The 22610-nt window shown below is 40.6% G+C and carries 16 protein-coding genes; 14 read left to right on the forward strand and 2 right to left on the reverse strand.

Annotated features, from left to right (window positions below; all coding sequences use genetic code 11):
* The first annotated feature begins 41 nt into the window (after window positions 1–41).
* Both HMPREF1477_RS07265 and HMPREF1477_RS07270 read left to right on the forward strand, forming a co-directional pair.
* The gene (locus tag HMPREF1477_RS07265) at window positions 42–758 is read left to right on the forward strand and encodes an AzlC family ABC transporter permease (RefSeq protein WP_016476401.1); all 717 of its coding nucleotides are present in this window, start codon (window positions 42–44) and stop codon (window positions 756–758) included.
* On the forward strand, window positions 751–1074 hold the full coding sequence (locus HMPREF1477_RS07270; RefSeq protein ID WP_009660684.1) for a branched-chain amino acid transporter permease: 324 nt from the start codon (window positions 751–753) through the stop codon (window positions 1072–1074). Before HMPREF1477_RS07265 ends, HMPREF1477_RS07270 begins: the two co-directional genes overlap by 8 nt.
* Before the next feature lie 262 nt (window positions 1075–1336).
* Here the strand turns inward: HMPREF1477_RS07270 and HMPREF1477_RS07275 are convergent, their stop codons facing one another.
* A complete protein-coding gene (locus HMPREF1477_RS07275; protein ID WP_016476402.1) occupies window positions 1337–2188 on the reverse strand; it encodes an aldo/keto reductase in 852 nt (283 codons plus the stop codon).
* Between the two features lie 168 nt (window positions 2189–2356).
* On the opposite strand from HMPREF1477_RS07275, the gene HMPREF1477_RS07280 reads away from it, so the two are divergent.
* From HMPREF1477_RS07280 to HMPREF1477_RS07300, 5 genes are all read left to right on the forward strand, one after another.
* Window positions 2357–3481: an efflux RND transporter periplasmic adaptor subunit gene (locus HMPREF1477_RS07280; protein ID WP_016476403.1), complete on the forward strand. Its 1125-nt coding sequence runs from the start codon at window positions 2357–2359 to the stop codon at window positions 3479–3481.
* 31 nt (window positions 3482–3512) lie between these two features.
* Window positions 3513–4457, forward strand: coding sequence for a DUF2156 domain-containing protein (locus HMPREF1477_RS07285; RefSeq protein WP_016476404.1), 945 nt, complete (start codon window positions 3513–3515; stop codon window positions 4455–4457).
* A gap of 143 nt (window positions 4458–4600) precedes the next feature.
* Entirely contained in the window at window positions 4601–5794 is a 1194-nt protein-coding gene (gene eis, locus HMPREF1477_RS07290; RefSeq protein WP_016476405.1) for an enhanced intracellular survival protein Eis, read from the forward strand.
* A gap of 1 nt (window position 5795) precedes the next feature.
* On the forward strand, window positions 5796–6683 hold the full coding sequence (locus HMPREF1477_RS07295) for an RluA family pseudouridine synthase (protein ID WP_016476406.1): 888 nt from the start codon (window positions 5796–5798) through the stop codon (window positions 6681–6683).
* Window positions 6684–7109: 426 nt separating this feature from the next.
* Entirely contained in the window at window positions 7110–7472 is a 363-nt protein-coding gene (locus HMPREF1477_RS07300) for a hypothetical protein (RefSeq protein ID WP_005375251.1), read from the forward strand.
* Between the two features lie 182 nt (window positions 7473–7654).
* On the opposite strand, the gene bioB is transcribed toward HMPREF1477_RS07300, so the two are convergent.
* Window positions 7655–8680, reverse strand: coding sequence for a biotin synthase BioB (gene bioB, locus HMPREF1477_RS07305; RefSeq protein WP_009660699.1), 1026 nt, complete (start codon window positions 8678–8680; stop codon window positions 7655–7657).
* Window positions 8681–8864: 184 nt separating this feature from the next.
* Between bioB and HMPREF1477_RS07310 the strand changes: the two genes are divergently transcribed.
* The 7 genes from HMPREF1477_RS07310 (at window position 8865) to gltB (ending at window position 22535) form a co-directional block, all read left to right on the forward strand.
* Window positions 8865–10130, forward strand: a complete 1266-nt coding sequence (locus tag HMPREF1477_RS07310) for an exonuclease SbcCD subunit D (protein ID WP_016476407.1) — start codon at window positions 8865–8867, stop codon at window positions 10128–10130.
* Complete coding sequence (locus HMPREF1477_RS07315; RefSeq protein WP_016476408.1) at window positions 10120–12975, forward strand: AAA family ATPase; 2856 nt, start codon at window positions 10120–10122, stop codon at window positions 12973–12975. Before HMPREF1477_RS07310 ends, HMPREF1477_RS07315 begins: the two co-directional genes overlap by 11 nt.
* Before the next feature lie 140 nt (window positions 12976–13115).
* Window positions 13116–14162 (forward strand): uroporphyrinogen decarboxylase, encoded by a 1047-nt coding sequence (gene hemE, locus HMPREF1477_RS07320; protein WP_005379601.1) that lies wholly within the window; start codon window positions 13116–13118, stop codon window positions 14160–14162.
* On the forward strand, window positions 14149–15045 hold the full coding sequence (gene hemH, locus HMPREF1477_RS07325) for a ferrochelatase (RefSeq protein WP_232197183.1): 897 nt from the start codon (window positions 14149–14151) through the stop codon (window positions 15043–15045). The genes hemE and hemH overlap by 14 nt, the downstream gene beginning before the upstream one ends.
* Window positions 15042–16562, forward strand: coding sequence for a protoporphyrinogen oxidase (gene hemG, locus HMPREF1477_RS07330; RefSeq protein WP_005379605.1), 1521 nt, complete (start codon window positions 15042–15044; stop codon window positions 16560–16562). The genes hemH and hemG overlap by 4 nt, the downstream gene beginning before the upstream one ends.
* Window positions 16563–16861: 299 nt before the next feature.
* Window positions 16862–17593, forward strand: coding sequence for a hydrogen peroxide-dependent heme synthase (gene hemQ, locus HMPREF1477_RS07335; RefSeq protein ID WP_016476410.1), 732 nt, complete (start codon window positions 16862–16864; stop codon window positions 17591–17593).
* A 358-nt stretch (window positions 17594–17951) separates the two neighbouring features.
* The gene (gltB, locus tag HMPREF1477_RS07340) at window positions 17952–22535 is read left to right on the forward strand and encodes a glutamate synthase large subunit (RefSeq protein WP_016476411.1); all 4584 of its coding nucleotides are present in this window, start codon (window positions 17952–17954) and stop codon (window positions 22533–22535) included.
* Window positions 22536–22610 lie beyond the last annotated feature (75 nt).

Here is a 22610-nt window from a genome sequence, read left to right on the forward strand (position 1 = left end):
AATATCATAATCTAGTGTAAATGAAAGAAGGCGATATATTAATGGAACAATTACATAAAGGGCGTCAAGCTTTTAGTTATGCTTTTCCTATTATGATTCCTATGGGCATAAGCTTCTTTTTCATAGGCTTAGGATTTGGTTTATATGCTACGAGCCAAGGGTTCCCTTGGTGGACACCACCTGTTTTGGCAGCAACCATTTTTGCAGGATCCATGGAGTTTGTAACGATAGGTATGTTGATGGCTGGATTTGATCCTATTAATGCCTTTGTTTTAACTATGTTCGTTAATGGTCGTCATTTTTTCTACGGTTTATCTGCGCTACAACGATATGTTCATATGGGTTGGAAGTGGTTTCCTACCGTTGCTTGGATGTGTGATGAAAGTTTTGCTATCAATATGTCTACAAGATTGCCCGATGATGTAGATGAAAAGTGGTTTTACTTCCATGTGTCTTGGCTCAACTACGTATTCTGGGTGTTTAGCACCTTTGTAGGTGGTCTGTTTGGCAATCTATTGGCTACCGTAGATTTACGAGGCATCGATTTTGTATTACCAGGTCTCTTTATAGTAGTATTCCTTGAAATGCTACTCAATGCGAAAAATAACAAGATTAGAGCCTTTGGTGTAGCTGGTGCAGCTATGGCGGTAGCCATGCTCTTATTGGTAGGCAAATCGCTCTTTATGCTTCTATCTATGAGCTGTATGCTGGTGGTTTGCTATATTGCGTACAAATGGGGAGGTGTTCATCTTGACTAGTACAGAAATGGTCATTACCGTTGCTATTGTCGTGGCCGGTACATTACTCACTCGTTTTGGTGCCTTCCTCGTATTTCCACCAGGAAAAAAGGCACCAGATTTTGTACTCTACTTAGGTAAAGCATTACCTGCTGCCGTTATGGGGATGCTCGTCGTGTATACCTTTAAGGAAACCGTTGTTTTAGCATATCCCTATGGTATCCCTGAATTAATTGCATTACTGGTTACAGTAGGGTTACACCTATGGAAACGTAACATGCTCATATCCATTGCTGTAGGTACTATAGTGTATATGCTTATCGTACAAAATATTTAATATTTCCCTAAATCAAAGAGCGTTTTTGGAAAAGTTTTCTATTGTCTGTTGCTTGAAAGAATTTTAAAATGATATGACACTGATTTTGAATTGCTTCTTTAGAAGAATTTGCTGATAGTGTGATGAAGAAATCCCCCTTTCGTCAAACGACTTTGGCCCTGCGGAGCCCGCAGGGCGGAGTCAGACCTGGCCGGTGGAGGCTTGACGGAAGGGGGATTTCTTTACAATGCAATGAATGATTTCTTAGAAGCAATTCAGCAAGTTATTTTAGTTTTAAAATTCTTTCAAGCCCCGCAGCAGTATGATGATTTTCCAAAAACGCTCTTTGATCAAGTAGCTCCATGAGATCCATATCTGTAATGGATAATTTGAAGTCAAAGACGTCAAAGTTAGACTTCATATGCTCTAAGCTTGTTGCCTTTGGCAATGGAATGATGCCTCGTTGGATATGCCAACGTAAGATAATTTGGTGTTTACTAACGCCGTACTTTTCAGCCAAGCTCTTGATGATAGGGTGGTCAAATATAGGCTGGCGATCACGAGTAAATGGAGACCACGCCATACCTACTACTTGATGCTTACGCATTAATTGTAATAAGGATTGACGTTGGTTAAACGGGTGGCACTCGATTTGGTTCACCACAGGTTTTACATTACAGTGGTATAGCAAGTCGATTAAACGGTCTTCGTAGAAGTTGGAAAGACCCAACCCGCGTAGTACGTTTTGGTCGTATAATTCCTCCATAGCGCGCCAAGAGCCGTAGTAATCACCTATTGGTTGGTGAATAAGCATGATATCTATATAATTAGTATTTAACTTCTTTAGAGAACTTTCAACAGCGCGCATCGTAGCATCGTAACCGGCATTGGTATGCCAAATTTTTGTGGTTACAATGATGTCGGACCGATTAATACCAGATGCACTCATGCCCTTGCCGACGGCTTCTTCGTTATCATAATAAGCTGCCGTATCGAGTAAACGGTATCCAGCCTGTAAGGCATTCGTTACAGCTTGCTCCGTTTCCTCCGACGTTCCTGTTTTGTAGGTGCCAAATCCGATGGACGGCACAAAGCTACCATTATTTAAAATTCTAAAATCCATACGTTCTTCCATGAGAAACCTCCATGCGTATACTTGTTTATATATATTATAGCAGATATTATTTCTGCCCAGTAATATCTAATCATATAGGGAATTAGCTTTCATACAATTCTTATTGATTTTGTGATATACTAAGGTATTGATAAAAATCAATACAATGGATAGAGATAAGGTGAAAGTATGAACAAATTTCGACTTGGTGCTGTAATGGCACTGTTGGTCATTGTTGTATGTGCGATTGCAGGTTGTGGTACATCTACGGTATCCGTTGCCGATGTTACTTATAAAGATATGCCGTTACAAATTCATAATGAAGCGAATGTAACAGCTCTTAATAAGTCCACTATTACACCCGCTGTATCAGGTGCGGCTACGTATGCTGTGAAGGTAGGCGATAAGGTCACACAAGGTCAAGTGGTGGCGACGATTGATACGTCGGCATTGCAACAACAATTAGCATCGCTACAAGGGCAACTTAGTGCGGCCCAATCTTATACGCCGTCTGTTGAAACAACGACGACAACGACGGCGCCTACGGTTAGTAGTGCTCAGCTTGAAAGTGCTCGCCAAATGCGCGAGGCTGGTAATATTACCGAAAAGGAATATAATCGTATTCTAGAACGGTCTCGACCTCAAACTGTGACAACCACAACTGGTGGTGGCGGTGGTGGCAACGGTGCTAGTGTTGCTGCTATTGAGGCGCAAATTGCTCAAGTATCCGCACAGATAGCAGCCTCTAATATTACGGCTCCCATAGCCGGTGTGGTGACTGCTATTTACAATGAAGATCGTCAAATGGCGATTGCAGATCGTCCATTTATGTTGATACAACAAGAGACGCCTATGGTAGCATCATTGAGTATTCCTCGTGATGCGGCTATGAAATTAGCTAGCCCAGAGGCAAAATCAAGCATTAAAGTGTCTTTGCATGTCGGTGATTCAGATATTCCAGGTGAGTTGACCTATATAGATACAAACCAGCCTGAAAATGTACCAAGTGTACTAGTTAAGGCTACTTTCAACAACGAAAAAGGAGCTATTAAGGCCGGTGAATTTTATAGTTTGACCATCGAATCTAGTGCTCAAGCTAAGATGCTCGTTGTTCCTGCTGCGGCAGTACGTGAAAATCAAGATGGTAAATATGTATATGTATTAACCGCTGATAATACGGTAGACGTACGTGTCGTTGAAGTAGGGGATGAACAAGATGGATATGTGTCCATCATGACAGGCCTCAATGAAGGCGAACAAGTTATTACAACCAAGGGTACCTTTGAACTAGGTGAAAAGGTGAAGGTTCAATAAATATCTTATGTGTAGCTAGAAACTAGCAACCATGAATGTTGAAAAGGAGGAGATTATTATTTTAGAATTTAAACGTTTTGAATTAAGAGATAAACCATTAATCGATAAATATTTTGAACAACATCATTACGAAGCGTCGGATAATTGCTTTACTACATTGTATATGTGGCAAGAAGCTTATGGCATTCGTTGGGCTGAAGAAAATGGCGTATTGTACATCCAAGGTGGTGGTAAGCGCGATCCATTCCTATTACCTCCATTTGCTGGTAAGGATGCGAAGTTCCTCGATGGTTTATTGCGTGCAAAAGAATGGTTTGTAGAAAATAAATTACCATTCATTTTCAAAGGTGTTAGCAAGGTTGTGAAAGAACGGATGGAGGAATTATGCCCAGGCCGTTACGTATTCACACCTGACCGTGATAACTACGAATATATTTATAAGTCTGAAGATCTTATCAATTTGTCTGGTAAGAAATTCCGTCAAAAGAAAAATCACTTGAATCAATTCCGTATGCAATATTCCAACTATGAATATGTGCCAATTACAGAAGACATCATTCCGTTATGCCGTGAGACAGCAGCGTCTTGGGTGGAAACTCATCACGAAGAAGGTATTGAAGATGAATTAGTGGCTATTAATTTACTCTTTGATCATTGGGATGTCTTGGGCTTAAAAGGCGGCGCTATTAAGTTGTTTGGACGCGTAGAGGCTTTCAGTATCGGCGAATTAATGAATGATAGAATGGCTTTAATTCACATCGAAAAAGCCAATCCGGATATTCGCGGTTTGTATCAAGCAATTAATAATGAATTCATCCGCCATGAATTTAGCAATGTAGAGTTTATCAATCGTGAAGAAGATATGGGCTTGCCTGGTCTTCGTCAAGCGAAGGAATCTTATAATCCTGATCATTTCGCAGAAAAATATGATGCTGTATATGCTAATGAAGCAGATAATGCAACGGGCGGTAAATAATCAGGTCAATTTAATAATGAATGTGAGAGTGGTACTGTATGGTGCCACTCTTTTCCGTTATAATAAAGGGTAGAGTGTGTGAAATACATTCTACAATATGAAATATATGGCTCTAGAGCTATTTAGGATAGAAAGGAAATCGTATGGATTTTAGAATTGCTACATCACAAGACACCCCTCAAGTTGAAGCGCTATGGGCGTATTGCTTTGAACCAAAAGAAGATCCGTTCTTTCAATATTATTTTTCTAACTGTTATGAACCGGAGAATACTATCGTAGGTATCCAAGAAGGTCAATTGCTCTCCACTGTTCATTTGCGTCAATATAACATCAATGTGCGTGGCGCTATCTTACCTACTAGCTACATGGTTGGTGTTGCCACTCATCCAGCCGCACGTCGTGGTGGCGTAGGTGGTGCATTATTGTTGCACTCCTTGGAAGAATTGCGTCGTCGTGGTCAAGGCATTACCATTTTAATGCCTTCTAAAGCGGGATTTTACCAACAATATGGCTGGGATTTGTACGCTCATCAATGGGTACAGACCATGCCATTAGAGAGTTTGCGTCCTTTGACGGATAAAACCTTATCCTTTGGATTGCTAAATGATGTAGAGCAATGGACATTGCTTGATCCTGTTTACAAAGCCTATACGAAGGATTTATGTGGCTATGCGGAACGGGGTGAGAAGGAATGGAAACGTCTATTAGGCAGTTTCTTTGCTGAAGGTGTGAACATTGCGGTCGTGAAAAACGATGAAGGTCAAATCGAAGGTTACGCCGTCTATCGTTTAGGGGCTCCTGAAATTCCTGTTACAGAATTTGTATATACAACGCGTCGTGCTCAACGTGGTTTGCTTAATTATTTTTATAACCATCGTTCTCAAGGTGAAAGCATTCGCTGGAATGAAGGGTTACATGATACGGGTTATAGATTTGTTCCTGATGGAAAAACAGGTCATACAACGATGCCGTATATGATGGCGCGTATCGTAGACGTAGAAACAGCGTTGACTACGGTACCTGTTAATCCAGAAGCCGTTATGATGCCAATTACCCTAAACATTAAGGTTACCGATACATTATGCGATTGGAATAATGGCGTATTTGCCCTTACCCTAGGTGAAAGCACTTTACCTAACGTAAAACGCGTTTCTGCTGAATCTGTGGATGAAATCGATATCACTATAGACATTGGCGGTCTAACAGTCCTGTTGATGGGGGCTGTATCAGCTAAAGATCTTGTGTTTGAAGGTAAATTACAAGGCGAATCTCATTGGATTGATTATCTAGATATGGTATATCCTAAAGAAAATACATATATCAACGAATGGTGGTAATATGAGCTGGAGAACATATACAGTAAAAGAAGAGGTAGATACAACAGTATCTGCTTATGTAAAAGAGCGATTTTCTTTATCCTCTCGAAATGTGCAGATGATATTCCGTAAGAAACGGGTGAAGGTAAATAGCCGCGTTGCTCATTCCAAGCGTATGCTAAGAAAAGGGGATGTTATTACTATTGAGTTACCACAAGATAAGGATTATGGTGTAGAGGTTGAAAAAGGACCTATAGAGGTTCTCTATGAGGATGGACACACACTTGTGGTGTATAAGCCTCCATTTATGCTAGTTCATCCAGCAGGTCAAACGAAATATCATACATTGAGTAATCTGGTGGCTGGCTATTATGCTAAACGCGGCGAAGTTCATAAAATTCGGCCTGTTCATCGCTTGGATCGAGATACAACAGGTGTTATTATGTTTGGCAAAACCCGTGAGGCAGAACAATATTACACTAAACAGCTACAAGAAGGTCGAATTCATCGTGTCTATCGCGGTCTCGTAGAAGGAAAGATTACATCTGATGGTGTGGTGAATGAACCTATCGGTGTGGATCCGGTATTTGATAATCGCCGTTGTGTTGATGAATTTGGTCAAGATGCTGTAACCGAATATCATGTGATTGAATATGATGATGTACAATCGTTGTTAGAGTTTACATTGCTAACCGGACGAACTCATCAAATTCGCGTTCATATGGCTCATATTGGTCACCCTATCATTGGCGATGCCATGTATGGTATGCGGAATAAACCGTATACGAGACAGGCCTTACATGCCTATTCGTTGATATTTATACCATATGGACAATCTGAGCAGGTGACAGTCATTGCACCTGTACCATCCGATTTAGGTCGTGAACTACAAAATAAAAAGCTGCCCTAGGGCAGCTTTTTGCATAAGTGTATGGGTTTAACAACGAAAAAAGGACTCCTGCTGGAGTCCTTTTTCATGTAAGGGGAGTGTTAGTATTAACATCAAATGACCTATGTATTTAAACAAGTAGTAGGTTTGGGGTTAGTATTACTTGTCGGGAGATAAATACATTAAGTAATCAGGGAATATTTACTTATAATTATCATTTGATATGGTAATTATAAGTAAATACTATGAAGGTAAAATGAACTTCTAAAAAATATTTTATGAAATTTAGATGAAATGTAAAATTCGTTTATTAAATGTTGATAAATGCCATACTTCTTGATATGATAATAGAGGAGGATAATATCTTCTCTTTATTTTTTTTAAAAATATTTAAAAAAATCGTTCTAGTTATAAGACTTTTGTTGTTGGGTTAGAAAGGGGGCCACTATGAAGTTGCTTATAGCTTTGATGGCCTTTTTTTGCCTCATAACATATTCGAATACGGCACAAGCGACTGATTGGTATTATGTAAGTCCTGATGACAAAGGTAATCAATTGTTTATAGATAATGATAGTGTTCAAAAAAGCGATTATGATGCTGTTCTTTGGCTAAAAGTTAATGAACCAGGTGGCGATGAACTTCGCTATAAGGTATATATTAGCCGTTATAATCGGACCATGGAAATTCTAGAGGTAGATGCGTATATGCCAAACGGCACTCAATATGATAATGTTGATTATGATAAAGATCCTGAACCGATTGAAGGCAATACGAATGGCCAAGCCATCTATAGATTGTTATGGCAATAAATAGTTTGAATTTAATATTTTAGATATAAATTTAAAAAATTAAATATAAAAATACCTAGCTAGACAGCAACTAGCTAGGTATTTTTTGTGTGTAAATGTATTGTAAACACGCAGGGGTGTTACAGACTTTGTAGATAGGTAAAATTTAAGATATCCACTAGTGATTGGAAACAACCGTTAGTTTATAGCTGAGCGGCTGTACGGGTTAATTCCAAATCATTAATCATTTGTAAATCGTCTTGCGGGGATCTACCGCCGGTTGTTAAGTAACCGCCTACCATGATGCCATTAAGACCACCTTTTAGTGCGTACGATTGTAAATCACGTAGATTTACTTCTCGACCGCCAGCGGTACGAATTAATGCATGAGGTAAAATGAAGCGGAATACAGCGAAGGTACGTAAAATTTCCATCGGTTTTAACGCTTTGTTATGTTCGAATGGAGTACCCTTAATCGGATTTAATATGTTTAATGGGATGGAATCAATGTTAAGGCGTTTAAGTTCAAACGCCATTTCTACGCGTTGTTCTAGCGTTTCGTTTAGACCTAAGATACCGCCAGAGCAAACGCGAATGCCGGCTTTTTTGGCATTTTCTATGGTAGACATCTTGTCCTCATAGGAATGTGTGGAGCAGATGTCAGGGAAATGACTTGGTGCAGTTTCGATATTGGAATGATAGCGAGTAACACCAACTTCTTTTAATTGAAGAGCTTGTTCATAGGTTAACAAACCAAGGGAACAACAAATTTCTAAACCAATTTTTTCGCGAATTTCTTTTAATACGCGTAAGATTTGGTTGAATTCATTAGGGTTGGAAGTGTTGCGACCGCTTGTAACGATAGAGAAGCGAATAGCACCAGCTTCTTTTGCTTTTCTAGCAGCATCTAAAATCGATTCATCATCCATAAATGGATATTCTTGAACGCCTGTATTGTGGTGTGCCGACTGTGCACAGAATTTACAGTTTTCAGGACATTTACCAGAACGAGCATTTACGATTGCGCAAATATCGACGGAATTGTCATTGAAATGTTGTTTTATTTTATCTGCCATAGCCAATAAAATCATGGTATCTTCATCGGATGTATGGATTAAATCGATGGCTTCCTCTTTAGTGATTTCCCCACCATGTAATATACGATTGGCAATGGTTAATATTTTTTCATAAGAACCCACCTGGGTTTGTTGCTCTACTGGAAGTGCCATTATAGCCTCCTTGTTATTGTTAACTTATAAAAACGAATATATTTACAATGTAATTGTAGTATTCTTGGATACTAATTGTCAACTGTATAAATAAATTAGTTTACAATATGATATCCTACATATTATATAGAAATATATAGTATAATTAGATATTAGTATTCTATAAGTTAGGAAAGGAGACAATATGCAACCCTTTCGTTTTATACATTGTGGAGACCTTCATTTAGGGGCTCCTTTTCAATATGCTATGGGGATGAGTCGGCATGTAGATCGTGCTGTCGCAGAAGCAACTTATGAAGCTTTCAATAATATCATTGAAATCGCTGTGCGCGAACGCGTTAATGCAGTTGTGATTAGCGGTGATGTTTATAATAGTGAAGATCATAATTTAGAGGCTCAGGTCCGATTTGTACGTGCCATGTATCGCTTGTGGGAGGCGCATATTCCCGTATATATGGTGCAAGGTAATCATGATCCTGCTGAAAGCTGGCGCGCTGGTTTATCAATGCCTGATAATGTACATGTGTTTTCGGATACACAGGTACAACGATTTCCGTTGATGGTTAATACTATTGAAGTTGGTGGTGTTTACGGCATCAGTTGTGGTCATGGCAATGAACAATCTAATTTTGCTGCACAATATAAAGCCTTTGAACGAGATGAGTTTTCCCTTGCTGTCATGCATGGAACGGTTGGATCTAGTGTGGGCAGTGAACATCATGATGTAACAGGGCCCTGTAATTTGACGGATATCATGCAAGGCGCTATGGACTATTGGGCACTAGGTCATATCCATAAATCACAGGTGATTTCAGAAGACCCTATGGTCGTATATGCGGGCAATCCTCAAGGATTACATCGGAAGGAATCTGGCGCTAAAGGATGCTATATGGTCAACGTAGCACATAATGGACATTGTGAACTAGAATTTATTGAGACCAGTGCCATTCGTTTTGAAGATATAAAGATCGATATTGCAGGCATACAAACTGAACGTGAGTTATTAGATTTGTTGAGCCATAAAAAGCAGTCCTTACGTAAAAAATATAATAAGAATACATTGGTATCAGTCCATTTAGTAGGAACTGGTCCAATGCATCGCTTATGCGTGGATGAGTCCGTTCGAAAATTATGGCTACGGGAGACGCAGGCAGAGGAAAAGAGTAAATCTATTTTTGTTATGCCATACCGCATGATTGCTAAAACGCGTCCTACTGTTAATTTGGCAGAGCGCCGTTTATTGTCCGACATGGTAGGCGATTATCTACGTGCCTATGATGAAACCGTTACTGATATTGAGGCCGTACGTCAAATCTTGGTCGATCGTCCTGAGTCTAAACGACTTGGCAGTTATTTAGATTTATTATCAGACGATGTATTGAAACGAGTTATGGAACGCAGTGAAATGGAAGGGGTTACGGTGTTAATGGGGGTAAACGATGAACATTAAACAGATTCGACTCGACTCATTTGGACCGTATGAAAACTGGACATTTAAATCCGGTCCTAACGGTGTACAGCTTGTATATGGCGCTAATGAAAGTGGGAAAACCTCCTTATTAGAAGGTATGCGTTCTCTTTTATTTGGCGGTAAACATAAAAAATATGGTTATGTAAGTGGATCTCTTGAGCTCGACAAAGAGGGGACGGCTTATCATTTAGGCCGACAAAACAAGAATTTAGATTTTTATTCTCCTGGTGAGCCTAGCATAAAGGACGAGCCGAATCAATTGTGGTGGCATGGGCTCGATAAAAAAACGTATAACCGCATATTCGGCCTTACGTTAGAGGACCTTCAAGGCGTAGATATACTCAATGAAGTAGATGTACGAGCTAGATTCTTTGGCGCCGAAGGGGGCGAGCAACTCGGTGGTGTAGTAAAAAGCATTGAAACCAATGCTAATGACTTACTGGTTGCGTCTGCATCGGGCAAACGCCGCATCAATGTTTTGATAGATCGATTACAAGAAAATAAGGCTCGTTTATCCGCACTGGGTGAACATGAAACGCAATATGTAGAATTACAACAAGCGTTGAAGGCTTCCGAGGATACAGAAGCAGAAATTCAGAATCAAATCAAAGAATGGCAAGATTATCGTGAAGGCGTAGAGATGGTGCTTCGTGCATGGGATACGTATCGACGTAGCGAAGAGGCGCGTCGTCGTATGCAACAGTTTACATCTCCTGATACACTAGATCGCGATGCGTTTTTAAGTATTGATGAGGGCCTTCGTGAAGCTCGTCAGAATATGCAGCTTTGGCTTGATAAAGAAGAAGCACTAAAACCGGAAAATTTTGATCCTAATAGTCCATTTACTACATATGGCCAAGATATAGAGGATTTGATTCAACAAGGTGCGAAGTGGGAACAATTGCGCCGTGAGTGTGAAGAAGGCGAAGCCTACATTGCTAAGGTTAAAGAACAACTTGATTTCTCGAGAGGGTTACAATCTTCATGGCGCAAGGATGAATCGGTGCCAACTGATGTGAATTGGTTTGAAGGGGAACGTTTATCCAAACGATTGCGTACCGCAAAGGATCAATTATTATATTGGCAAAGCCAAGCACCATCCTTGCAAAAAGAACCAAAAATTAGTGAAGATAGTTCATCTGTTGACACTGGTGAAAATAGCCCTGTTAACACCTGGGCTCAGCAAGAGTTGCAGGCTGTTATGACTGATATTGTAGATCTAGAGTCTCGACTTGGAGAACATGGTTCCATACGTATGGCCACGATGCCGATTTGGTTGCAACGTATTGGGGGGATTGGAGCCGTCGTTGGTGTATTGATGTCGCTGGCAGGACTTATTGCACTGGAATCTGTACTATATAGCATCGGTGGTATTATTCTATTAATACTTGGACTGGGATTGTTCTGGTATGGATGGCGCCTTCGCCATGTAGATGATTCCGATGTAGCTCGGTTGATGCGTGAACTGGAACGCTTACAGCAACGTAAGTCGTATTTGGAAACACAATTGGATGCACCTTTACCTGTGGCGTCAGATGTACCGAACTTGGAAACGGCAGCTATTGAGCAACGTTACAATGATGAAGGTAAACAATTACAGGCTAATTATGAAAAAGCCTTGGCTGAATGGCAAGCATGGATTCCTGAAGGAGCGGCTAAGAGTCTCGATGAAGATGATTTCTTTAGTATGAAGCATGAATTTGACCAGTATTATGAACAATTGCGGACCATTGAAGGATACGAGAAACGCTTAGATGAACATAAGGAATCTTTGCGCGTTATAGAGGACCAAGCTGTTACCTTATGGTATAACCTTGGTGTTGAAGCCCCTGTGTCTCCTACTGAGCTAAAACGTATTTATAACCAATATAAAAACTTTCAACAACAAATGATACGTTGGGAACAAAAAGAATCACAGCGTAAGAGCTATCGTATGGAGTATGATAATTGGCATCGCAAGGAAAAGGAACTTTTACTTGAACAAAAAGCCTTGCTTGAAAAAAGTGGATTGTCCGGTGCCAATGAATATCGTCAAAAACTCATTGATGAAGATCAGTTTAAGCAATGGGAAACGATTTACAAACAAAGCCAAGTACAGCTTGATTTGTTAACTCCAGATGGTGAAAATAAAGATTTATTCTATCGCCGCTTGCGTGAGGGGAATAAAGAGAATTGGACTGATGAATTAGCCCATGCAGATCAAGAGCTGAATGCGCGCAAGGATGCGATGGCTAACCTCTATGAGAAACGAGGCCAAATCGTGGAAGCTATGCGTGCATTGGGTTCAAATCAGGAGCAACGGGAAGCCATTCAACAACGACAAGAGTTAGAATCTGAATTGGAATCTGCCTTGGAAGATTGGGCCACTCAAGTTGTCATCGCTCATTGTATGGAACGAGCGCAACAATCATACGAAGAAGAGTCACAACCAAAGATGTTAGAATTAGCATCTCAGTATATTAAACGTTTAACGAATGGTGCTTATACATTTGATATGTGGGGATTGCAAGACGGTTTAGCCCTTTTGAATGAACGGGGTGAACGATTACCGATTTATCATTGGTCTAGTGGTTTAGCGGATCAGGTGTATCTCGCGCTGCGTTTGGCACTAGCAAAGGTCTTTTCGTACCAAGTGGATGCATTGCCAATCATATTAGATGATATCCTAGTCCGATTTGATGAAGATCGCCAAAAGAGTGCACTTGAGTTGTTAGCTGAACTTGGTGAACATCAACAAATATGGTTGTTTACATGTCAGCAACAAGTGTATTACATGGGTCAAGCTATTGCTGGTATAGATACGCATATATTACAACGTGCATAAATTTCTATCCCTAAAAATATAGATAATAAGTGGCTTTGCATATTCATCACTTTTGGGGTACACTTTTAATATAAGCGTGACATTCTAATAAAAAATCTTATATACATGTATGGGTGTGTTTTGTAGAAAGGGGTGGAAATTTGAATACTGCTTATTTAGATATGATTCAGGGCAAGAACCCTGGCATAACACCGGTATGGTATATGCGCCAAGCAGGGCGCAGTCAGGCTGCATATCGTAAGATAAAAGAGAAGTACACATTGTTCGAAATTACCAAACAACCAGAACTTTGCGCACAAGTGACAGAACTGCCTGTTAAAGAATATGGCGTTGATGCGGCTATTCTTTATAAGGATATTATGAGCCCTATGGTGGCTATTGGCGTGAATGTGGATATTAAACCTGGTGTAGGTCCTGTATTTGATACTCCAATACGCCGTATGGAAGATATTGAACGATTATATGCGTTTGATGCAACAAAGGTAGAGTATATTTCCAAAACTATTGAGTTGTTGACTACTGAGGTGCTTGATGTACCTCTTATTGGCTTTTGTGGTGCACCATTCACTATCGCGTCTTACCTTATTGAAGGAGGTCCTACGAAAAGTTATAACAAAACTCGTGGGATGTTAATCAGCAAACCTGAAATTTGGAATAGACTAATGGAAAAACTAGCGGATATGTCCATCGAGTATTTGTCAATGCAAGCGCGCGCTGGTGCTAATGCTTTACAAATCTTTGACTCTTGGGTGGGTGCCGTTAATAGTACAGAATACGAGCAAGCTATTTTCCCTCATATGAAACGTATTATTTCCACAGTAAAATCTAGATTCCCTAACTTGCCGCTCGCTATGAATGGTGTCGGTACAGACCACCTTATTTCTACTTGGGCTAAATTACCTCTTGATGTTATCGCTTTAGATTGGCGAAGCTCTCTTGGGGCGGCTAAGGATAGAGGTGTTACACAAACAGTACAGGGAAACCTTGATCCGGCTTATTTATACGGGGATACAAAAACAATAGCCAAGGTGGTAGATGAAATCTTAATGGATGGCGTTCGCCATGGTAAACATGTATTTAACTTAGGGCATGGCGTATTCCCTGAGGCAGACCCAGCAAAATTACATTGGTTGACAGACTATGTTCATGAAAAGAGCCGTGAATTGTGGGCTCGTGAAAGCCGATAATATGAAGCAGGCTATACTGTTATTATCTTTTGGTACACCTCGTCAACCATCTGATTTATTACCCTATTTGACGAGCATTCGACGCGGAAAAATTCCGACAGAACGAGAGTTGAAGGTTCTAACTGCTCGTTACGATGCCATCGGACAATGGGATAATAAGCTGTTGCAAACGATGGGGGAAGAGCAAAAGAGAACTCTTAAATCCCTATTGGCGATAGACGCGATGTATTTGGCCTATCTTCATATGCCTAATAGTATGGAACAAGCTATAGAATCCATAGCAACTGCAGGGTATACTTCTATTTTATGTATTGTCACATCGCCGTTTTATTCTATGATTGGAACAGGCGCGTATGAACGGAAATTACATTCTATATTACGAGCGTATCCGGATATATCTTGTGAAATTATTAAATCTTGGTGGAATAGACCACAGTTTTTTGAATACTGGCGTTCACAGTTGATGGCCGCGAATCCATTACAAGCTGATACAGCCTGTATTTTCTCTGCCCATAGTGTACCTACTTCAACGGTTGGTAGCTATGAAGATGAGGTCATGTCCGCATCAAATCAAATTGCAAAAATGGTAGGCCTTAATCACTGGTATCAGGCATGGCAAAGTGCGGCGCCCTATGGTGAATGGTTAGGCCCTACCATTGAAAGTGTCATTGAACAGGCTCTTATAGATGGAGCAAAACGGATTGTATGTATTCCTTTTGGGTTTGTTAGCGATCATGTAGAAATTTTGTATGATAATGATATTATTTGTCGGAATATCGTTGAAAATGCTGGGGCTACATATGAACGTCTGCCTATGCCCAATGGAAATACCCTATTTATGGAGGCCATGGCAAAGGCTATACGAGAAAGGATTAATAAGTGAAGGTAACGATTGTTGGTGGTGGCCTTACGGGGCTTACTGCAGCCTATTATTTAGGCCATGCCAAACCAGATTGGCAGATACAATTATATGAACAGGCCCCTCGATTTGGCGGTAAAATTCAAACGCAACAAGTAGATGATTTTGTTGTTGAGTTAGGACCGGATTCCTACTTGGGCCGCAAAACGGAAATGACGGATCTCATTACAGATCTTGGTCTAGCAGATACGCTTGTATCTAATGAAACAGGGCAGGCCTATGTGTATGACCGCGGCAATATTCACCCAATTCCAGGTGGTTCCATCATGGGCGTTCCTACGGAAATGATGCCTTTTGTGAAAGCGACCTTAATTTCCTGGGCTGGTAAAGTGCGTGCTGGTCTTGATTATTTTAAGAAACCGTATCCCTTAGATGCTCACGGCGATGTATCGATTGGTCATTTCTTCCGCTATCATTTAGGTCAAGAAATGATGGATAAATTAATTGAGCCATTATTGGCGGGTATTTATGGTGGCGATATTTATAAAATCAGTCTATTATCTACGTTTCCACATTTTATTCAAGTAGAACAAAAATATGGCAATATGGTTAAGGGCATGATTGCTGCTAAGATGAGCCATCAAAAGGCAGGTGTCTCTAAGGCTGCCAAAGGTGCTGTTAATGAAGGCGACGTTCCCCGTGCGGGTAAAGGAACGATGACGGATGCTCAATTTGATAAGAAACAATCTAGTATTCAGCGAACGAATGGAAATCTAAAAGCATCAAAAGGAACCGCATCACAATCCGGTATGTTTAGACAATTAACGGGTGGTCTTGAAAGCGTGGTAAGTGCGATTGTGGAACAAATGCCATCCAATGTTACATTGACTACTAAGGCCCTTGTTCGAGATATATCGTATGCTGATGCAGTGTATCGTTATAATGTGAATGGTCGAGAAGAAACCTCCCATATGTTGGTTATCTCTACACCACCAGCTACGTATAAAGATTGGTTTATTAGAGATACTGGATTTGATGGCGTACGCAATATGGAACAATCCAGTTGTGCTATTGCAATCATGGCCTTTGATAAAGCGACCTTTGATGGCGAACTAAAAGGCTCTGGCTTGTTGATTACTCGTAAAACGGATACACCATTAACGGCGTGTACCATATTAAATCAAAAATGGCCACAAACAACGCCAGATGATAAAATCGTTCTTCGCGTTTTTATCGGTAAACCTGGTAATGATGTGGTGGAGCGCTATAGTGATGAAGAACTTTCTGCATTAGCTCTTAAAGAAATTCAACGTATTATGAACTTTAAAGCTAATCCAGAGTGGATTAAGATCAATCGTTTAATACATTGTATGCCTCAATATAATGTGGGCCATCGTGCTGCTATTGCAGCCGTTCGGGAGCATGTGAAAGAACATTATCCTAATTTGTATCTCATTGGGACACCGTTTGATGGGATTGGGATACCGGATGGGGTAAAGCAGGCTAAGGAACTTGTGCAACGGTTAAGTAGTTCTACGTAGTCGGCGATGGATTTCGGTAATAGCAACTACGTTGCCGGTACGAGATGGCCTTCATTAGGCTCCAGCTAGCTTAACGGTCTTCGGCCTAGGGCCTTGACCTGCTAAAGTCGCCTACTGAAGGCCATCCCGCACCTGCTGTAGGTTAAACTGCAATTCATCGCCTACTGTAGAGTACTTCTGGTAACCGATACACAAGGTTCCTTTAGCCCAGACTAGAGGAGTATGGTCTTCGGGCTAGGGGTTCAATTTTGTAATTGTAAATTGTGTTTTATATATTTTATGTGAAAAGGAGTGATTGTATGGGTAAGGCAATTCCTACTGTTGAGGGTTGGCATAGTCAACATATGGTGTTTTCCATGGATTTTAGTGCTTGGAATTGTTTTGAGGAGGCTGAAAAGGAGGAGGCTCGTGCTGAGTTAAAATCTTTTTTAGCTGAGTTGGAGTCTATGCATCAAGCTAAAGAGGGCAGTTATGCGTTCTATGATGTGAATGGTTATAAGGGCGATCTTTTGTTGTGGATTTTGGCGCCGTCTCTTGAGGATTTGGCAAAATGGGAACGCAAATTCCGTCGTCTAACGATTGCGTCTGTGCTTGTTCAAACGTATTCTTATACGTCTGTAACCGAGGTTAGTGCATATGTGAAAGCTAAGCTTGATACGCCTGAGGTGGATGCTAAATTGTATCCAACGGTACCAAAGGATAAGTATATTTGTTTTTATAATATGACGAAGAAGCGTGAAGGCAATGATAACTGGTATATGTTGCCTCAAGAGGAACGCGGTCGTATGATGCGTGAACATGGAATCACTGGTAGACCATACTTAGAAGTACTATCTGAGTACACTACGGGTGGGGTTGGTCTCGATGATTGGGAATGGGGCGTTACTATTTTTAGTAATGACGATATCCAATTTAAGAAAATTGTTTACGATATGCGCTTTGAAGAAGCGAGTGCACGATATGGTATCTTCAGCGATTTCTATGTAGGAACTTTGATTGATGAAGCACGCTTTGATGAAGTGTTTGCTTAATTTATAACTATCAGTAGTAGTACTGTAAAGGGAAGGGGTTAAAGTTTTGACGCTAGCCATACGAAGCCTTGAGGGCTAAGTGGAATCGGCTGGTGGAAAAATTTTACCCCTTTTTTGTTTTCCTATAATGAATCATGTATACAAAATACGCATATGGCTATGATTTTACCGCAAGTTAGATTGCGGTTTTTATATTATCAATTTACAGTGGACTTTGGTATACTGTGTATAGACATTAAATTCTATAGAATCTAAATTTTATATGAATATTGAAATGAAAGTAACTTTCACAAGGATTATATATAATGATTATAGAGGTTGTGAAACATCAAGTGATATGAGAAGGAGTACAAAAGCTATGGAGATGAATGGTAGCGTTATTGATCAACAACGTTTAGATCAGGCTAGACTTGAAGCAAATGGCATGTATAGCAGCCAATTTGAAAAAGATGCCTGTGGTATGGGTTTTGTCGTAAATATTAAGGGCAAAAAATCCCATGATATCATCGATGATGGCTTGCGTATTTTAGAGCGTCTTGAGCATCGTGGTGGTGCTGGTGCAGATAAGGATACAGGCGATGGTGCTGGTATCTTGGTACAAATCCCACATGAATTTTTTAAACGTGAATGCGAAGTGTTGGGCATTAGTTTACCTGCAGCAGGCGAATATGGTGTGGGCATGATTTTTGCGCATAAATATGAAAGTCTTCGCAATGAGCAAAAACGTATTTTTGAAGAAGTAGTACGCGAAGAGGGGCAAGTCGTTCTCGGTTGGCGTGAAGTGCCTGTAGATGGTACTAAAGTTGGTAAGGAAGCGGCTGCTATTCGTCCTTGGATGATCCAAATTCTCATTGGTAAAGGCCCTGATGTAACGAATAATGCGGAATTTGAACGTAAATTATATGTTATCCGTAAATTGGCGGAAAAACGCATTATTCCATTGAGTAAGGAACTATCTAGCGACTTTTATATTGCATCCTTGTCCTCTAAAACAATTGTATATAAAGGTATGTTGACTCCTGGTCAATTGCGTGACTTCTACCTTGATTTGAGCGACCTTGATTTCACATCTGCATTGGCTATGGTTCACTCCCGTTTTAGTACGAACACATTCCCAAGCTGGGCTCGGGCGCATCCTAACCGTTTCTTAGTTCATAATGGTGAAATTAATACAATTCGCGGTAACGTAAACTGGATCAATGCTCGTGAAGGTAAAGCTGAGTCTCCATTGTTCCCTGATATTAAAAAGGTATTCCCTGTAGTAGATGATAGCGGTTCTGACTCTGCTATGTTTGATAACACATTGGAATTCTTGCACATGACAGGTCGTTCCTTGCCTCATGCAATCATGATGATGATTCCTGAACCTTGGGAACGCAATAAGCTCATGAGCCAAGAAAAACATGACTTCTACGAATTCAATAGCTTTATGATGGAACCATGGGATGGTCCTGCTGCTATGGGCTTCACGGACGGGACTGTTATCGGCGGTGTTCTCGACCGTAATGGCTTGCGTCCTGCTCGTTACTATGTAACAACTGATGATCGCGTTATCATGGCATCCGAAGTGGGCGTTGTGAACGAAAATGCAGAAAATATTCGCGCAAAAGGTCGTTTGGAACCAGGCAAAATGCTTCTTATCGATACGGCAGAACAACGTATCATTTCCGATGATGAAATTAAACAACGCATTGCAACTGAATTGCCATATGATGAATGGGTAAAAGAACATGTTATTCATTTGTCTGAAATTACACAAGCTGATGAAAGTGATGTGCCAGCTGTAGACGATTTATTTAAGCAACAACAAGCATTTGGCTATACTCAAGAAGATTTGGTACGCATGATTGTGCCTATGGCAAAGGATGGTAAAGATCCTGTAGGTGCCATGGGTGCCGATGCGCCTTTGGCAATCCTCTCTGAAAAACCACAATTACTATATAACTACTTTAAGCAAATGTTCGCGCAAGTAACAAATCCTCCAATCGATTCGATTCGTGAAGAAATGGTTACATCTACACGCGTAATGCTTGGCAACTCCGGCAACTTAACAGATCCTAATAAGACTGGTACATATGCATTGTCTATGCGTACACCAATCCTTACAAACCAAGAATTGGCATCTATCAAAGCTCTTGCTTGCCGTCGTATGAAATCTGTGACATTGCCAATCCTTTTTGACCCATCTAAGGGTGTAGACGGAATGCGCGAAGCGCTTAAAGAATTGTGTGAAAAAGCAGAAGAAGCAGCACGTACAGATCAAAACGTATTAATTTTATCTGACCGTGGTGTTGATGCGAACCATGCGCCAATTCCAGCACTTTTAGCTGTGGCAGCTGTTCATAATCACTTGATTCGCAAAGTATTGCGTACAGAAATTGGCTTGATTCTTGAATCTGGTGAACCTCGTGAGGTACATCATTTCTGTACATTGATCGGTTATGGTGTAACTGCTATCAACCCTTATTTGGCATTTGAAACAGTCAAAGACTTACATGCGCGCAAACGCCTTGGTGATATTACATTAGAAAAGGCGGAACAAAACTATATTAAGGCTGCCGTCGGTGGTATTATGAAGGTTATGTCCAAAATGGGTATTTCCACAGTGCGTTCCTATCATGGTGCTCAAATCTTTGAAGCATTAGGTCTTAACTCTGATTTCATTAAAAAATATTTCGTAAATACACCAACACGTATCGGTGGCATTGGTTTGTATGGTGTTACTACAGAAGCGTTGGCTCGCTTTGATCGAGCTTTCAAAAAAGACGAATCTGTTCTCGAACCAGGCGGTTGGTACGGCCCTGTAAAAGACGGGGAAGAACATTTATTCAACCCTAAAACAATTGATCTTTTACAAGAATCTCTTATCAACGGGGATTATGCAAAATATAAGGAATACTCTAAAGCTATCCGCAACGATTACCACGTTACATTGCGTTCCTTGATGGAATTGAACTATCCTGTAGGCGGCGGTATTCCTATTGAAGAGGTTGAACCTGAAGAATCTATCGTAAAACGCTTCAAAGCAGGCGCTATGAGTTATGGTGCCATCAGTAAAGAAGCGCATGAAACAATCGCTATTGCGATGAATCGTCTTGGTTCTACATCTAACTCTGGTGAAGGTGGCGAAGATTCTGCACGCTTTAAACCATTGCCAAATGGCGACAGCATGAACTCTGAAGTAAAACAAATTGCATCCGGTCGTTTCGGTGTAACTGCTAATTACTTGATTCATGCAAAAGAATTGCAAATCAAATGTGCACAAGGTGCTAAACCAGGTGAAGGTGGTCAATTACCAGGTAAAAAGGTATATCCTGAAATCGGTAAGGCTCGTCACTCCACACCAGGTGTAGAACTTGTTTCTCCTCCACCACATCATGATATTTACTCCATCGAAGACTTGGCGGAATTAATTTACGATTTGAAATGCGTCAATAAAGATGCTCGCATTTCCGTTAAATTGACTTCCGAAGCTGGCGTTGGTACAATCGCAGCTGGTGTGGCGAAAGCAAAAGCAGATAATATCTTGATTTCCGGTTATGACGGCGGTACAGGTGCGGCTGGTCGTACATCTGTAAAACATGCTGGTGTGCCTTGGGAACTTGGTTTATCTGAAACTCATCAAACATTGATGCTCAACCGTTTGCGTGACCGCGTTCAATTAGAGGTAGACTCTAAATTGATGACTGGTTTCGACGTAGCTGTTGCGGCTATGCTTGGTGCTGAGTTGTTTGGTTTCGGTACATTACCACTTGTAGCTGTAGGCTGTAAAATGGCTCGTGTATGTAACCTCAATACATGCCCTTATGGCGTGGCTACACAAGATGAAAAATTACGTGCTCGTTTCAACGGCAAACCTGAATATGTAGAAAACTTGATGATCTTCATTGCACGTGAATTGCGTGAAATCATGGCTCGCTTAGGCATCCGTTCCGTAGCTGAACTCGTTGGCCGTATCGATCTGGTTCGTCAAAAATCTCAAGACGATAACTTCAAATTGTCTCGTGTCGATTTGAAACGTATCTTGTTCCATCCATACATCGATGTGTCTGTTGGTCATATGCATACCATCGATCAAGATCATGAATTAGAACGCACATTGGATATGTCCAAACTCTTGCGTATGTGCCGTCCTGCTATCGAAGATCAAAAACCTATTCGCGCTAAATTGGCTATCAACAACATTAACCGTGTAGTAGGTACATTAGTTGGTTCTGAGGTAACACGTCGTTATGGTGAAAGCGGACTTCCAGATAACACAATTAAGTTGAACTTTGAAGGTTCTGCAGGTCAATCCTTTGGTGCTTTCATTCCAAAAGGCATGACATTAGAACTCGAAGGGGATGCGAATGACTACCTCGGTAAAGGTTTATCCGGCGGTACCATCGTTGTTTACCCTCCTAAGAAATCTATTTTTGAAGCTGATGAAAACATTCTTATCGGCAACGTTGCCTTCTATGGTGCTACATCTGGTAAATCCTATATCAATGGTGTAGCTGGTGAACGTTTCGCTGTTCGTAACAGTGGTATTACAGCTGTTGTGGAAGGTGTAGGCGACCATGGTTGTGAATACATGACAGGTGGCGAGGTTCTTGTACTCGGTAAAATTGGTCGTAACTTCGCAGCCGGTATGTCCGGTGGCTATGCGTACATCCTCGATTGCGATGAACGTTATGTAAATACTGGTCTTGTAGAATTACGTCCTGCTAATAATGATGACCTTAAACGAATCAAAGAATTAGTCGAACAACATGTATTGCATACTAATTCCACAAAAGGCCGTCATATCCTTGAAAACTGGAATAACTTTGCCAATAGATTTACTAAGGTTGTTCCTGTAGCATACGAAGAAATGCATGCTGCTATTGAACGATTCAAAGAACAAGGCTTGTCCTTAGAAGAAGCTCAATTGGCTGCATTTAAAGAAAAATATGCAAAATAAGTTCTAATCTAATATAACTTAGAGAGAATGTAATGTAGAATGCCTCTATAGTTTTGACTATAGAGGCATTTTCAT

This window comes from Veillonella sp. HPA0037, assembly GCF_000411535.1.
GTDB lineage: Bacteria > Bacillota > Negativicutes > Veillonellales > Veillonellaceae > Veillonella > Veillonella atypica.

Excerpts from the sequence above, each read along its gene's own strand:
- bioB (WP_009660699.1), bottom strand. The coding sequence starts at position 8,680 with ATGGCACTTCCAGTAGAGCAACAAACCCAGGTGGGTTCTTATGAAAAA.
- HMPREF1477_RS07280 (WP_016476403.1), top strand. The coding sequence starts at position 2,357 with ATGAACAAATTTCGACTTGGTGCTGTAATGGCACTGTTGGTCATTGTT.
- HMPREF1477_RS07300 (WP_005375251.1), top strand. The coding sequence starts at position 7,110 with ATGAAGTTGCTTATAGCTTTGATGGCCTTTTTTTGCCTCATAACATAT.
- HMPREF1477_RS07295 (WP_016476406.1), top strand. The coding sequence starts at position 5,796 with ATGAGCTGGAGAACATATACAGTAAAAGAAGAGGTAGATACAACAGTA.
- HMPREF1477_RS07265 (WP_016476401.1), top strand. The coding sequence starts at position 42 with ATGGAACAATTACATAAAGGGCGTCAAGCTTTTAGTTATGCTTTTCCT.
- HMPREF1477_RS07275 (WP_016476402.1), bottom strand. The coding sequence starts at position 2,188 with ATGGAAGAACGTATGGATTTTAGAATTTTAAATAATGGTAGCTTTGTG.
- HMPREF1477_RS07315 (WP_016476408.1), top strand. The coding sequence starts at position 10,120 with ATGAACATTAAACAGATTCGACTCGACTCATTTGGACCGTATGAAAAC.
- HMPREF1477_RS07310 (WP_016476407.1), top strand. The coding sequence starts at position 8,865 with ATGCAACCCTTTCGTTTTATACATTGTGGAGACCTTCATTTAGGGGCT.
- HMPREF1477_RS07285 (WP_016476404.1), top strand. The coding sequence starts at position 3,513 with ATGAATGTTGAAAAGGAGGAGATTATTATTTTAGAATTTAAACGTTTT.
- gltB (WP_016476411.1), top strand. The coding sequence starts at position 17,952 with ATGGAGATGAATGGTAGCGTTATTGATCAACAACGTTTAGATCAGGCT.
- eis (WP_016476405.1), top strand. The coding sequence starts at position 4,601 with ATGGATTTTAGAATTGCTACATCACAAGACACCCCTCAAGTTGAAGCG.
- hemQ (WP_016476410.1), top strand. The coding sequence starts at position 16,862 with ATGGGTAAGGCAATTCCTACTGTTGAGGGTTGGCATAGTCAACATATG.